Source organism: Halalkalibacter lacteus (assembly GCF_036663595.1).
GTDB classification, from domain to species: domain Bacteria; phylum Bacillota; class Bacilli; order Bacillales; family Bacillaceae_D; genus Halalkalibacter; species Halalkalibacter lacteus.
Window position 1 is genome coordinate 65,161 of the sequence record NZ_JAWRVL010000017.1, and the last position, 15,557, is coordinate 80,717.

At 35.4% G+C, this 15,557-nt stretch carries 12 protein-coding genes; all 12 read left to right on the forward strand.

The genetic code is table 11. From position 1 onward, the window contains the following. Positions 1 to 95: 95 nt before the first annotated feature. The 12 genes from SAZ04_RS13570 to SAZ04_RS13625 all read left to right on the forward strand — a co-directional run bounded on the left by SAZ04_RS13570 (position 96) and on the right by SAZ04_RS13625 (position 15,549). Positions 96 to 1,022: a carbohydrate ABC transporter permease gene (locus tag SAZ04_RS13570; RefSeq protein ID WP_332695986.1), complete on the forward strand. Its 927-nt coding sequence runs from the start codon at positions 96 to 98 to the stop codon at positions 1,020 to 1,022. A gap of 14 nt (positions 1,023 to 1,036) precedes the next feature. Further along, positions 1,037 to 1,882, forward strand: coding sequence for a carbohydrate ABC transporter permease (locus tag SAZ04_RS13575; RefSeq protein WP_332695988.1), 846 nt, complete (start codon positions 1,037 to 1,039; stop codon positions 1,880 to 1,882). 72 nt (positions 1,883 to 1,954) lie between these two features. Next, positions 1,955 to 3,379: a glycoside hydrolase family 32 protein gene (locus SAZ04_RS13580; RefSeq protein WP_332695990.1), complete on the forward strand. Its 1,425-nt coding sequence runs from the start codon at positions 1,955 to 1,957 to the stop codon at positions 3,377 to 3,379. A gap of 15 nt (positions 3,380 to 3,394) precedes the next feature. Then, positions 3,395 to 4,024, forward strand: coding sequence for a YesL family protein (locus SAZ04_RS13585; protein WP_332695992.1), 630 nt, complete (start codon positions 3,395 to 3,397; stop codon positions 4,022 to 4,024). 351 nt (positions 4,025 to 4,375) lie between these two features. Beyond that, on the forward strand, positions 4,376 to 6,184 hold the full coding sequence (locus SAZ04_RS13590) for a sensor histidine kinase (RefSeq protein WP_332695994.1): 1,809 nt from the start codon (positions 4,376 to 4,378) through the stop codon (positions 6,182 to 6,184). Further along, a complete protein-coding gene (locus SAZ04_RS13595; RefSeq protein WP_332695996.1) occupies positions 6,159 to 7,748 on the forward strand; it encodes a response regulator transcription factor in 1,590 nt (529 codons plus the stop codon). Before SAZ04_RS13590 ends, SAZ04_RS13595 begins: the two co-directional genes overlap by 26 nt. A 36-nt stretch (positions 7,749 to 7,784) precedes the next feature. After that, positions 7,785 to 9,116 (forward strand): ABC transporter substrate-binding protein, encoded by a 1,332-nt coding sequence (locus SAZ04_RS13600; protein WP_332695998.1) that lies wholly within the window; start codon positions 7,785 to 7,787, stop codon positions 9,114 to 9,116. A gap of 440 nt (positions 9,117 to 9,556) precedes the next feature. Further along, entirely contained in the window at positions 9,557 to 10,882 is a 1,326-nt protein-coding gene (locus SAZ04_RS13605; protein WP_332696000.1) for an ABC transporter substrate-binding protein, read from the forward strand. A 185-nt stretch (positions 10,883 to 11,067) separates the two neighbouring features. Continuing rightward, positions 11,068 to 11,691, forward strand: coding sequence for a YesL family protein (locus SAZ04_RS13610; protein WP_332696002.1), 624 nt, complete (start codon positions 11,068 to 11,070; stop codon positions 11,689 to 11,691). Between the two features lie 390 nt (positions 11,692 to 12,081). After that, positions 12,082 to 12,948: an ABC transporter permease gene (locus SAZ04_RS13615; RefSeq protein WP_332696024.1), complete on the forward strand. Its 867-nt coding sequence runs from the start codon at positions 12,082 to 12,084 to the stop codon at positions 12,946 to 12,948. A gap of 15 nt (positions 12,949 to 12,963) precedes the next feature. Then, positions 12,964 to 13,923, forward strand: coding sequence for a carbohydrate ABC transporter permease (locus SAZ04_RS13620; protein WP_332696004.1), 960 nt, complete (start codon positions 12,964 to 12,966; stop codon positions 13,921 to 13,923). Between the two features lie 24 nt (positions 13,924 to 13,947). After that, entirely contained in the window at positions 13,948 to 15,549 is a 1,602-nt protein-coding gene (locus SAZ04_RS13625) for an extracellular solute-binding protein (RefSeq protein WP_332696006.1), read from the forward strand. Positions 15,550 to 15,557: the final 8 nt, after the last annotated feature.

The window sequence follows — 15,557 nt, forward strand, 5'->3', positions numbered from 1 at the left end:
AATTCGAATGAATTCAAAGAAGTATGTAAGCTTACTCAAGGTCTAAGAAAAGACCGCTTTGCGGTTTTTCTTAATACAACAAGGTGGTGGATAGTATGGTGACTTCCAAGGTGGAAGGTAATGCGGTTACTTTATTAAGAAAAGGGCAAAGTACAACGACATACAAACGGCAACAAAAAATACTAGGAGTGTTGTTTTCTCTTCCAGCCCTAGCCCTTATGTTTACTTTCTTGGTATTACCAGTTATTTTAGCATTCATTTATAGTCTGATGAACTACAATATGTTAAACCCGGACGCTAAGACGTTTATTGGTTTGGATAATTATATAAGACTATTTCAAGATCCAATCTTTTTTACAGCTTTAAAAAACACATTATATTTTACAGCTCTTGTTGTTCCACTTCAATGTGCAGTGGCACTAGTATTAGCCATACTTGTAAATAAAAAAGTGAAGGTTGCTTCGCTTGGGCGTGTGTTTTTCTTCAGCCCTGTAGTAACGTCGATGGTTGTTGTAGCAATTTTGTGGACGTTCTTATATAACGTAAATAATGGACTGATAAACAGTGCGTTAAATATATTTGGAATACCTAATCAACCGTTTTTATTAAGCCCCGATCAAGCTATGAACTCTATTATCTTTATGTCAGTTTGGCAGGCTGCTGGGTTTCAAATGATGATTTTCTTAGCAGGATTAAAAGATGTACCTGATACTTTGTATGAAGCTGCAGATATAGATGGGGCAAATGCGTGGCAAAAGTTCCGAAATGTAACTCTTCCTTCCATTCAACATGTCACTGGTTTCGTCCTAATTATTACTACAATTCAAGCATTTCGACTATTTATCCAACCATACGTAATGACAAACGGTGGACCAAGTGATTCAACTAAAACACTCGTATTCATGCTTTATGAAAATGGATTTCAATTTCGAGATGTAGGTTATTCTTCTGCTATTGCCGTAGTTTTTTTCCTGGTCGTTATCATAACGTCCTTAATTCTTAAGAAAGCATTAAAACAATAAGGGGTTGATTAACAATGACACAGCGTACGAAAAATAAACTTAAAAAAATAGGTGTAACTCTTACCATACTCGTGCTTGGATTTTTGTTTATCGCCCCACTTTTATGGATGATTGTAGCGTCATTAAAACCTGAAACGATGATTTTTAAAGATATGGGATTCGAAGCGTTTATCCCTAAAGAAATAACGTTTGCTCACTACTCAAAAATTCTTTTCTCCGAAAATATTAATTTCTTTCATTATATGAAAAATAGTATTTTTACAGTAGGAATGATCGTTATTCTTGGAACAGTTGTGAATTCTATTTGCGCATATGCACTTGCAAAATTGAAATTTCCTGGTAGTGACCTCATTTTAATTGTCATCATTGCTTTATACGTTGTTCCATTTGAAAGTGTATTAATTCCGCTATATATTGTCGTTAATAATTTTGGATGGATCAATGAATACCCGGCACTTATTGTCCCATTTATTGCCTCAGCTTTTAATATTTTCTTGTTCAGACAATTCTTTATGGGATTTCCAAAAGAATTGGAGGAAGCTGCACAAATCGACGGAGCGACACCTTTGCAAACGTTTATACGGATTGTTGTTCCAAATTCCAAACCAGTGTTTGCGACAGCTGCCATCTTAACATTTGTAACGCACTGGAGTGATTTTATGTGGCCGTTAATTGTTGCTACGGATCAATCTATTCAAACCGTTCAAATTGGAATTCAGTATCTCTTTACAGATAACAATATTCAATATGGTCAAATCATGGCTGCGTTAACTTTAACGACCATTCCTGTCATCTTAATTTTCTTATTCTTCCAACGCTATTATGTACAGGGAATTACTTCGAGTGGTGTAAAAGGATAAGAAAAGGTGGATTTGGAACAGTGCTGGCTTTAGGAGAAACAAAAGTAAAATAACTGACTTGAGGTGTTAATTATGTACGATGAACAATTTCGTCAGCAATTTCATTTTAGTCCAAAAGAGAAATGGATGAATGATCCCAATGGTATGGTGTATTACAAAGGGGAATATCACTTATTCTATCAATATCATCCGCACAGTAGTGTGTGGGGACCTATGCATTGGGGACACGCTGTAAGTAAAGACCTTATGCATTGGGAGGAATTGCAGATTGCACTTTACCCAGATGAATTAGGCCAAATCTTTTCAGGAAGTGCTGTTATTGATAAGGAAAACACTAGCGGTTTAAGGACATCAGATGAAGAAGACGTTATGGTAGCAATCTTTACCCATCATGGTGAGGATAACGAAAAGCAAAGTATTGCCTATTCAAATGATAGAGGAAGAACTTGGACGAAATATCGCGGGAATCCTGTGATTGAGAATCCAGGGATAAAAGATTTTCGTGATCCGAAAGTATTTTGGCATGAGCAATCACAGAAGTGGATCATGTCTCTAGCATGTGGAGATCAAATTCAATTTTATGGATCCCCTAACCTTATTGATTGGACGTTTCTATCAACTTTTGGTAGTGAATACGGGGCACATGGTGGTGTGTGGGAATGTCCAGACTTGATTCAACTAGAGGTTGAAGGAGAGAAAGAGAAAAAATGGGTATTAATTGTAAGTATTAACCCAGGTGGGCCAAACGGAGGATCTGTCGTACAGTATTTCATCGGTGATTTTGATGGAGAAGTATTTACGTGTAATAATGAAAAAGAAACCGTAAAGTGGGCTGATTTCGGGCGTGATTTTTATGCTGCAGTGACATGGAGCAATGTGCGTGAACCTGTATGGATTGGCTGGATGAGCAATTGGCAATATGCAAACCAAGTTCCAACAGATCCCTATAGAAGTGTCATGTCTATTCCTAGAAAATTGAAGTTACGTAGGCACAATAGTGAATTGAAACTAGTTCAAATCCCAATTGATCTTTCTTCATTATATGAAAATACAATTTTACTAAATGAGAATTTAACTATACAACCTTTAGAGCCTAGACAAATAGAATTAAGTGAACTTCAAGTAATGATTGAAGCAAAGATAAAGGAGAACAACTCTTCTTCTTTTACCTTAACTCTAAGGGGAGAAAGAGAGCATCTTCAAATTGAATTTGACCGTGTAAGAGAAGAAGTAAGAGTTGATCGAACAAATAGTGGCCATGTTTCATTTTCTGAACAGTTTGCTAGTGTTGATAGAATGCCGCTCGAACAATTAAATGATTTTAAACTAGTCGTTGATAATTCCTCAATTGAACTGTTCGTAAATCAAGGAAGCGATGTCATGACAGAATTATTTTATCCATCAGAACAAAACTACACGTTAGAGTGGAATGCAAAAGATGGGGAAGTCATGTTATCAAATGTATCGATACACGATATTGAATCTATTTGGAAGTAAGAAAGGACGATTAAAATGAATCCTTGGGATGGAAAAACCGCATCATTTTTAAGAATTGTAACAAACATTATTATTCTCAATTTCTTGTGGGTTATTTGTTCGATGCCGCTATTTACTATTGGACCTTCCACTGCTGCGATGTATGGGGTAATAAGAAAATGGCATTTGTATAAGGAACATAGTGTAATAAGGTGTTATATTAATGAATATCGGTTATTTCTAAAACAAGGATTTCTGGTTGGAACTTCATGGGTTATTCTAGGATCTCTCTTAGTTTTAGATGTTTACTTTTTCCTGCAAATTCCAAGTGATTTGAAAGTGGTATTTATTGTTATAACAGTGCTTGTTTTCATCCTTTATATTATTACAAGTTCTTTCTTATTACCTGTGCTGGTTCATTATAATACAAAAGGTCTTGCGCTTATTAAACAAGCATTTACATTTTCATTTTTAGATGGGAAGACAAGCTTTGCTATTATTCTTTTGTGGGTGGGAGCCGTAGTAATTCTTTACTATGTACCACTTGCAGTGTTTGTTATCATTGTACCGGTTTCAATGATTTCATATCGTTTTGCTTTGTATTCATTTGAAAAACTTGAACAAATACCGAGAATTCAAGAGAACTACCTGTCTATGGAAAAATAATAGGTAGTATCTCTTCAGATCATTAGCAAAGGTAACAGTTGCCTAGTACGGAGCCTTCCATAAAAAGCAAGCAATGATGCGTCCTCTCCAGTTTTGAGGGACGCGTTTTTGTCTGTTTGAGAATTGAATCAAAGTCGGATCCAATTTGATAGGAAGCAGTTCTAAATGGAATTCCCTCTCTTGTAAGTTATAGTTATGCTAAATTGGCTTTACAAAGTGCTGAAAAGATAAGCAGACTATTCTTAATAGACTGAAGTTTGATACTTTTAGTGATATAATGTATTCTTCATACAAAAAAACAATTAAAAGATGTAAGGGTTTTCTCTTTTATCCTTTGGGGGGAGGGTTACAATGTTTTTCTCATTACGAAATCGTTTATTTCTCACTTTTACATTTTTGCTAACCGTTCCATTCATTATTTTATCTATTATGATTCCAAGTTGGTTTACATCTGCTATAAAAGAACAAACTCAAGAACTAACAGTAGAAATGATGGATCAGTATTCGCTTTATATTGATTCAATCACTTCACAGGCACAGGATCTAGGGAAGCAAGTACTTGTTAACCATACGACTCAACAGTGGCTGAAGTTAGATACAGAAGATGGGGATGCTTCAACAGAAGAGACTTTATTAATAAAGAATGAACTCAAAATGCTACTATCCTCAATAATGATTAACAATTCAAATGGAATGTCTATTTCGGTGTTTCTTAATGATGGTACAGGAACTTGGGGAAATAATCCTTCTTTACATGAAGTGGATTGGTTCAAAGATTTTATTGAAAATGAACAAAGGTTTGTAAAGTCACATATGGATTCTTATCAGCTGTCTCAAGAGATGCGTGAGAGCCAGATAAATAGCTATCTTTTACCTCTTTTTGACACAAATACATTAGTTACAAGTGGATTTATAAAGGTGAATTTCCCATCTGCTTTACTTGAAAATGCACTAAATAAGGTTAAAATTGGTCAAAATGGTCGTTCTTATTTGTTAGATCAAAAGGGGGCCAACGTTTTGCAAGAAGAAATCCACACTCCTGATGAGGTATTAGATCAAAGTTTGACCAAAATAACGAATGGAAATGATCAAAAAGGATTAATAGAAACTAATTATAATGGAGAGGACTATTTTGTTTTTTTTCAAAAGTTGCCAGTCGGAAATTGGACTCTCATCAGTGAAGTGACAGAGTCTGATTTATTTTCAAAAGTTAACTATTTGCAGCGTAATTTACTAATAACGAGCGCAATCGTCTTTTTGTTAACGATTGTAACTTCTTTTATGCTTTCTTCTACTATTACAAGTCCTTTAGGGAAACTTGCAAAAGCAATGGGATTTCTTGAGCGTGGAGATTTTTCTGGTGCTAAACAATTTATGCCAACCATTAAATCACATAATAACGAAGTTGGTTACGTCATAAAAGTGTTCGATCATACGATTAAAAAGCTGAGGAGCTTAATTGAAACAGAATATGAAGCTAATTTACGCCGAAAAGATGCTGAATACAAAGCCTTGTTATTACAGATTAACCCTCATTTTATGAACAATACTCTTGAAATAATTGGGAGTTTAGCTGTTCAAGGAAAAAATAAAGAGGTCTTGAATGTAAGCATTTATCTAGGGAGAATGATGAGATATTCCTTGAATACAAATAGTAACGTCGTACAATTATGCGAAGAATTGAACTATATTAAGAGTTACACAGATATATTAAAGCTAAGGTATGAAGACTCGATTACCATTAAGATTGAAGAAGATTCTAACACGAAAACAGTTCCAATTATAAAATTCATTCTACAGCCGCTTGTGGAGAATGCGGTGAAATATAGCTTTATCGAAAAGACACATGCTGAAATCTATATCCAAACTGAAAAAGTTGAAAATCAGGTATTTATTGTTGTTGAAGATAAAGGGATAGGAATGTCGGAAGAAGTAATTTTAGACTTATTAAACCAAGATAAAAACGATGAAACCATTAACGTATTAGAGAGTAAGGGAAACAGCATTGGACTTAGAAATGTACTTGGCCGGTTAAAACTATATTATGGACAAGACTTTTCTTATCAAATTGAATCTGAAAAGAATGTAGGTACAAAGATTACATTATGTATAAATTATAAAAGGGGTGATATACATGATGAAGGTCGTAATCACGGATGATGAGGTTCAAATTCGTAAAGGTTTACGAATGAAAGTGGATTGGGAAGAAGAGGGGTTTCAAATAGTTGGAGAGGCTGCCAATGGCCAAGAAGCACTTGAAGTACTCCAAAACATGGATGTCGATTTGGTCATTACAGATATGAGAATGCCAATTATGGATGGTGTAGAATTTGCTAAGCGTTGTCATCAAGAATTTCCATATGTAAAAGTAGTTGTTTTATCAGGTTATTCTGATTTTGAATATGTGCGAAATTCAATGAAGGAAGGGGTTAAAGACTATTTATTAAAACCAGTTGCCCCTAACGAATTAGTAGAAGCATTAAGAAGAATTCGTAAAGAAGTTGAAGAGGAAAAGAGAAATCAAATTGAATCGGATCGAATACATTTGCTTGCTCACTCCCATTTGCAAGAAGTGCAAGAACAATATCTCCTTCATTTAGTAAAAGGAGAATGGCTTCAGCTTACTATGGTTACAGACAGACTACATCAGCTTCAGTTAGAAGAACTTGCTTATGAAAATGTTCACGTACAGTTTGTGACAGTGGAAATACGAGAATTAGATGACAATCCGGATAAATTAAAGGAATTCTGGTTCCCTTTTCAAATGTTATGCAAGGAAATCGCAAAAGAACATGAAGGAACTTATCCGTTTTACGACCCAAGCTATGCAAATATGATTCAATTTTTACAACTTATCGATTCACAAAAGCCAAGTAGTACATCCAATTTGGTTAATGAAGTTCAACAAAACGTAAAGAAATTCTTGAACTTAGAAACAGTAATAGGAATTGGGAATGTTGTTAGGGGTATCACAGAATTTAAGACTGGTTATATTTCAAGTTTGCTTTCGTGGAGTCAAAGTCAACTAGGTTCACAATCACAGATTATCGATCACACTGAAACGTTAGAAGAGGTATTTGACTTTTCTCCTGATTTTGAGAGAAGGTTAACAAATAGTATTGAGAATGTAGATTTTGAAGCGTTTAAAGAAAATATATCCAATTTTTTGGGGAGAACTGAAAATCAGTCAATGATGTCATTTTCATTTGTAGCCAATCGAGTGTTATTTATGTTAGGTTCATTGGCTAAAAAATATGATATCGAAACGAAAGACATTCAAAAAATGATTTGGAATTGCCAACAAAGTATTTGGGAGCTCAATTCTCAACGTAAAGTTATCGAGTACCTGATTCAATTGGCGCAGCACATTATTGAAAAGGTACGGATGGCTCGTTTTTCTAACGGAAAATTAATCGATAGTATTCGGCATTATTTGGACGAGCACTATGCTAGTGAAATTTCTCTTAGCTCCTTATCTGAATTATTTCATATAAATAGTGCGTATTTATCAGAAACCTTTAAAAATCATGTTGGGCAGAATTTTAGTGATTATCTAGTAACCGTGCGAATGAATAAAGCTCAACATTTCCTTAAAGATAAACAGCTCAAAATTATCGATGTAGCCAATTTGGTTGGCTTTTCTAATTCGGGATACTTTAGTACGGTATTTAAAAAACACTTCAGCCAAACGCCAGTTGAATATCGAAAGTCTGTAGATTTATAAGTTGAAATGATGACAATTTGAAAGGGGGGAATGCCGATGAAAAAATGGTCGGTAACGATTGTTGCAATTATTTTAATTTGTATTGTAGGGTTTTTATTGTCATTTTTTAATAATTTGTCTAGTGATCGTACAAATCAAGATGAAGAAGAAATTGCTGAAGATGCTATAGAACTGACATTTTGGCGCAATTTCGGGAACCAAGCGGAAAATAAAGCATATGAAGAATTAGTTGCTGCTTTTGAAGCCGCGCATCCCAATATTGTGATTAATATGCAAGCGATACAATTTGGTGACTATGAATTAAGGTTACGGACTGAGTTGGCTGTAGGAAATCACCCCGATATTATGGCGATAGATAGTCCTAACTTGGCGCTTTATGTAAATGCAGGATATCTATTACCCTTAGATCCATACATGAGAGAAGTTGGAATTATTGATGATATTGCTGAAGCTACATTAAACGGAATTAGATTTCAAGATGAAATTTATCTTGCACCTATTGTTGAATCAAGTATTGCTTTGTTTTACAATAAGCATCTCTTTGAAGAGGCTGGTGTCCCGTTTCCGTCAGAGGATCCTGATCAACCGATGACATGGGAAGAAGTACTAGAGATTGCGCAAATAATAACTAATCCAGATGAGGAAGTGTTTGGGATTGATCCTGCTCAGGGGTTTGGTGATGGAGAAGCTCCCGCTTATTTTAAAATGCCTCTCCTTTGGCAGTTCGGTGCAAGTGTTTTAAGTCCTGATGGAACGACTGCAAGTGGATATTTGGATTCAAAAGAAGCAATAGAAGCACTTCAATTTTATCAAGATTTATATCATAAGCATGGAGTTGCGGCAGTGGAATTACCTTCAGAGCCTTTTGAATCGAACAAACTTGCTATGACGGTACTTGGTTCCTGGCAATTAAAAGAATTACAAAATAATTATCCTGATTTTCGATTGGGAGAGGACTTTGGAGTTGCTCCTTTGCCAAAGGCTATGTATCAGGTTGTTCCGAACGGAGGATGGTCATTTGGATTATCATCAAAGACTAATTATCCAGATGAAGCCTGGGTGTTTATCGAATATATTACAAGTTATGAAGGAATGAAGAAATATGCAGAATATACAGGTGATATTCCACCAAGATACTCTGTAGCAAGAGATTTTCCTGAACTGAATGAGTACCCTAGAAATATATTTGTACATCAAGCGCAAACCTATTCAAAGAACCGTCCGGTTACTCCAGCCTATGGTGTTGTAAGTGATGCAATCAAAACGTTATTTGAGGACGTTGGAATTGGCGGGAAGGATGTAGAGGCATCAGCAAAGGAAGCAGTAGAAAAAATAAATACAGGTTTAGAAGAAGTACAAAGACCATAAAACAGGTAAGAGGGTGCCCTCTAAGCAACGTGCGAAGCCATTGCCGCTTCCTTGATGGACTTTTTTAGAGGCTTTGAGATCACCCTCTTTTTTGGGTACTCAGTTCGCGAGTCCGAATGTATAGGATTTAGACTTTTAAAAATTCTCCAGTTATCCTTTTCTGTCAATTCCCCATTCATACGTCTTTTTGGAACGAAATTTATTCGTAGTTAAAAACTATTACTGTAAATTTTAAATATGTTTAACCAAAAATAACAAAATCTTCTCAATCATGATTTTGTTATAGTAAAAACAAGATAAGCAACAAATATAAGAAGAGGAATTTGGTGTTTTCGCATTCTCAATATAAACTCTCTGAAATCCATAACTAAGAGAGAGAATAGTAAGTATTATTTGAACACTAGAAGCGATTAAATGACATGTTGAAAGAAGAGGTGAAGATGAAAAGACAGGTAACAATCATTTTTTTTACAATTATTCTATCTATTATTGCAGGTTATGCGTTATCTTTTAACACATTCTCTAACGAACATAAAGCTAAAAGTGATGAAAAGAATGATGGCGATGTAGTACAGCTAACATTTTGGCGGAATTATGGGAACCCAACGGAAAACAAAGCATATGAAGAATTAGTTTCTGATTTTGAAGCGGCTCACCCCAATATTGTGATTAATATGAAATCAATACAATATGATGACTATGAAGTAAGGTTGCGTACTGAATTAGCTGCTGGAACCCCACCCGATATTATGAGCATAGATAGTCCTAACGCGGCTATTTATGCAAATACAGGAGCGTTATTATCCTTAGATCAATACATGAAAAAAGAAGGAAATATTGATGATTTTCCTGATGCTACATTAAAAGGATTAAGCTTTCAAGGTGAAATTTTTCTTGCTCTAGTCGTTGAGTCAAGTATTGCCTTATTTTACAATAAGCACCTTTTCAAAGAGGCCGGTATTCCTTTTCCATCAGAAGATCCTACCGAACCGATGACATGGGACGAGGTTCGAGAGATTGCTAAAAAAATAAATAATCCAGATAAAGGAGTCATTGGAATTGATTCTGCGCAGGGATTTGGTGTTGGTGAAGCTCCCGCTTATTTTAAGATCCCAATCCTTTGGCAGTTTGGTGCAAGCATTCTAAGCCCTGATGGAACAACGGCAAGTGGATATTTAGATTCAAAAGAAGCGATAGAGGCTTTGCAATTTTATCAAGATTTGTATCATAAGGATAAAGTTGCAGCAGTTGAATTACCTCTAGATCCTTTTGAATCGGGGGAACTTGCTATGACGGTGCTTGGCTCCTGGACATTAGCACAATTAGAAACTAATTATCCTGACTTTAAGCTAGGAGAGGATTTCGGGGTTGCTCCTTTGCCAAAGGGTAAGGACCAGGTTGTTCCAAACGGGGGATGGGCCCTCGGAATATCATCAAAGTCTAAATATCCAGACGAAGCATGGGAGTTTATCAAATATATCACAAGTTATGAGGGAATGAAAAAATATGTAAAAATAACAGGTGATATTCCTGCAAGATATTCTGTAGCAAGAGATTTGCCTGAACTTAATGAATATCCTAAAAATATATTTGTACAACAATCTCAAACTTATTCAAAGAACCGCCCGGTTACTCCAGCTTACCCTGTTGTAAGCGAAGTAATTAAAACATTATTTGAGGAAGTTGGAATCGGTGGGAAAGATGTAGAGGTTTCAGCAAAGGAAGCAGTGGAAAAAATTAATAAGGCTCTAAAAGAAATACAATAACCATAAAAGAGCTAGATCAAAAGTATGGAATTATTAGGGAGTGTGTTCTATTACGTGTAACCGATTTCACTTCCTGAAGATTTTAAACATCCACATCCGAAAATATTAAACTCTTATCTTTAGACATTTTGTTAAAGTAAAATAAGGGTGACAATTTGATGTCATCACGATGGAGGTGCGTGAATATGTTTGATATGTCACGATGGTACATGCGACTAGGTAATTGGGCATTTAATTTAGTTCTATTAAATATTCTCTGGTTTTTATTTTCCTTATCTGGTCTTTTTATATTAGGTATTTTTCCAGCTACTGCAGCATTATTTGCTGTTTTAAGACAATTAATTATGGAGGATGAAGACCTCCCTGTATTGAAACTATTTTGGAACAAATTTAAATCTGAGTTCATGATGTCAAATCTTATTGGTTATCTTATTTTGATTTTTGGACTTATTTTATATGTAGATTTAAGAGTGCTGCAACAATTAGACAACAACATTCTACAATTAGTATTGGCAAGCATAACCGTTGTCATTGGCATTGTCTATTTACTAACGTTACTATATATTTTCCCTTTATTTGTTCACTTTAACCTGAAGTTTTTGCAGTATCCGAAACATGCATTCATTCTTGCCGTTGCGAAACCGTTCCAAACAATCATGATGCTCGGCGGGCTGGCTATTGTCTACTTTTTGTATATGAACTTTCCAATCTTAATCCTTGTTTTCGGAATGAGCTTAATTAGCTTTGTTATGATGAAAGTAGCATCGTTCTCTTTACCAAGAAATGTCTTCAGTCATGCTGTTGAATAAAGACGAAATCCTCTAGTTATGAACAACTAGGGGATTTTTTATTTGATTTATTATTTATTGTAAGCGGTTGCGAATGCCGAAAATTTTAAAACTCTTAAACCAAATATATTGAAATATTCCTTCAGTTTATTTTGCTATATTAAGAACAAGAAAGCGTTACCGTTAGTTCGATCAAAGTATACAGCGCTTTCAAAAGTATCATTTCAGAGGTGAAGGAGTAATAGATAGAGGGGGTAGGAAGGTTGACAACAAATAGAAAATTATTACCTAGGGGGGATAGACATGGCTCAAGACTGGAGCTCTCCAGCCAAGGCAGCTGATGTTTCGAATCAGGTTCCTAAAATACCAAAAAAGAAAGAAAGCTCTTTAAACTATATCAAAAAAAATTTTATGTTGTATTTATTTTTAGCTCCTGCGGTAATCTTAGTGTTTTTATTTAATTATGTTCCTATGTATGGAGTAACGATTGCATTTAAAGATTTTAGTCCAACGAGGGGGATCATGGCAAGTGAGTGGGTTGGGTTGACTCACTTTACGAATTTCTTGCAATCGCCCAATTTCCATCAAATTTTCATGAATACGATTAAACTAAGTGCGTTTGAACTTCTTATAGGCTTTCCTATTCCTATCATATTGGCGCTTATGTTAAACCAGGTAAGAAAAGCAAATCTAAAAAAGAATATTCAATTAGTCATTTATGCACCACATTTCATTTCGGCAGTCGTAATCGGTGGTATGATCTTTCTCTTTCTATCACCAGCGGGACCAATTAATGCTCTATTATCTGTGTTCTTAGACCGCCCTATTTCGTTTATGTCTGATCCAGACTATTTTAGAACGATTTTCATTGCATCTGGAATATGGCAAGGTGCTGGCTTTGCATCTATTATTTATGTTGCAGCACTTTCGAATAGTGATCCACAACTACATGACGCAGCCACAATTGATGGGGCATCCCTATTACAGAGAATCTGGCATATTGACGTTCAAGTGCTTAAACCCGTTATGGCTGTGCTATTCATCCTAGCAGTTGGCGGAATCATGGGTGTTGGCTTTGAAAAAGCCTATTTGCTGCAAACGGACATGAATTTACCTGCTTCAGAAATTATCGATACCTATGTATATAAAAGAGGGTTACAAGCAGGAGATTGGTCATTTGGTGCAGCAGTTGGGTTATTCAACTCCGTTGTTAGTTTGATGTTACTAATGTCTGTAAACTATGTAGTGAAAAGATTTAATGGTGAAACACTTTACTAGAGGGGAGTTAGTAGGATGAGTGACTTAAAAAAAGAGAAAAGAAATAAACGAAAGAAAAATCGACTACTACTTCAAAGTAACTCGAACAAAAATAGTCTAATAAACAACTCTAAAACAGATCGACTAATACTTCTTTTAAATAAAGTCTTATTGAGTCTAGTTGTATTAATTGTTACAGTTCCTCTTTTATATGTATTGCTGGGATCTTTTTTACAGCCTAATATTCTAGTAACTAGAGGAATTTCATTCAATCCTGATCATTGGACGATTGATGGTTATGTACGAATCTTCACTGATGGATCCATCATGAGAGGGTTCCTTAATTCTATTCTGTATGCTGTAGGATTTACTATAATATCAGTTGGATTTTCTGTCCTTGCTGGATATTCGTTATCGGTTGATAACCTAGTTGGAAAAAAAGCATTAATGATCTTCTTCCTCTTTACGATGTTTTTTAATGGGGGAATGGTTCCAACCTATTTACTTATAAGAGAGTTAGGAATGATTAATACACCTTGGGCGATTATCTTACCCGGAGCTGTTACTGTTTGGAATATTATTTTAGCTAGAACTTATTTTAAATCGTTGCCAAATGAGTTGAAAGAAGCTGCGAGAATCGATGGAGCATCTGATTTCAAAATCTTCTTAAAAATTGTATTGCCACTGTCTAAACCAATTATTTTTGTTCTCGCTTTATATGCTTTTATAGGTCAATGGAATTCTTATTTTGGGGCTATGATCTATCTTGAAGATCGATCTCTTTATCCATTGCAATTGATTATGCGTGACATTCTAATCCAAAACGAAGTACAACCTGGAATGATTGCCGATCAACTTGCAAGAGCTGAAATGCAAAGAATTGCAGAAATGATTAAGTACTCATCGATTGTTGTTGCAAGTTTACCATTATTAATTATGTACCCATTCTTCCAAAAATACTTTGAAAAAGGTGTTATGGTTGGGTCATTAAAATAAAAACTAGATAAGTGGGGGATTGTTATGAAGAAAATCGTTAAAGCAATGTCGGCAATGTTAATTGGAACGTCACTACTTGTAGGGTGTGGTGGCAATTCTGCAAATTCATGGTCTGAAGATTATGAGCTGTCAGACATTTCATTTCCTTTAGAGGAAGAAGTATCATTAAAAATTTTGACAGAAAGTTCACCATTAGCACCTGAAGATCCTAATGAAAAGTTGATTTTTCAACGTTTAGAAGAGCAATCAGGGGTCCAAATAGAGTGGAGAAACTTTACAGGGGCACAATTTGGTGAAAAAAGGAATTTAGCGATGGCAAGCGGTGAAATGCCGGATGCGATATTGAATGCAGGCTATAGTGACTATGAATTATTAAACTTAGCAAAAGATGACGCGATTATTCCTCTTAACGATTTAATTGATAATTATATGCCTAATTTACAAAAAGTGCTTGAGGATGCTCCGGATTATGAAGCGATGATGACTGCTCCAGATGGAAATATTTATGCATTCCCATGGATTGAAGAGTTAGGAGAAGGCAAAGAAAGTATTCACTCTGTAGATAACTTTCCTTGGATTAATGTTGAATGGTTGGATCAATTGGGATTAGATATGCCAACAACAACAGATGAATTAAAAGAAGTATTAATTGCTTTTAGAGATAATGATCCAGCAGGTGACGGACAAACGATTCCAATGTCATTTATCATCAATGATGGTGGACAAGATTTAGGTTTCTTATTTGCCTCTTTTGGTCTAGGTGATAACTGGGATCACACTGTTGTAACGAATGATGGAGAAGTGAAATTAACTGCAGCTGATGAAGGGTATAAAGAAGCAATAAAATTCATGAACGAGTTATATGAAGAAGATTTAATGGATATTGAGGGATTTGAACAAGATTGGCCTAAGTATGTAGCCAAAGGGCAAGAAGGACGCTATGGTTTGTATTTCACTTGGGATAAAGGAAACATCAGTGGTATGAACGACAAATATGATCTTATGCCTCCTCTAGCAGGTCCGGATGGTCAAGTTAATGTTGCAAGAACAAATGGCATGGGCTTTGATCGTTCGAAAATGGTCATAACAAGTGCAAACAAAAATCTTGAATTAACAGCAAAGTGGATCGACCAACTTTATGATCCGCATCAATCAGTACAAAACAACTGGGGGACGTTTGGGGATGAAGAACAACAAAACATTTTTGAATTCGATGAAAGCGCTCAAATGTTAAAGCATCTTCCATTAGAAGGTACTGCTCCTGTTGAATTAAGAGAGAGAACATCTATTGGTGGACCTTTAGCTATACTAGATAGCTATTATGGTACAGTTACAACGAAACCAGATGATGCGGCTTGGAGACTAGATTTAATGAAAGAAGTTATGGTTCCACACATGCAAGCAGATAATATTTATCCTAGAGTCTTTCACGGCAGAGATGAACTCAATCGACTTTCTACGATAGAAGCAGATTTAATCCCTTATGTAGAAAGAAAAAAAGCTGAATGGATCACAAATGGAAAAGTGGAAGAAGAGTGGGAAGGATATTTAGTAGAATTAGAACGTCTTGGATTATCAGAATGGTTAGAAATTAAACAAGACGGATATAATCGCGCAACAGAATAAAAAAGGAG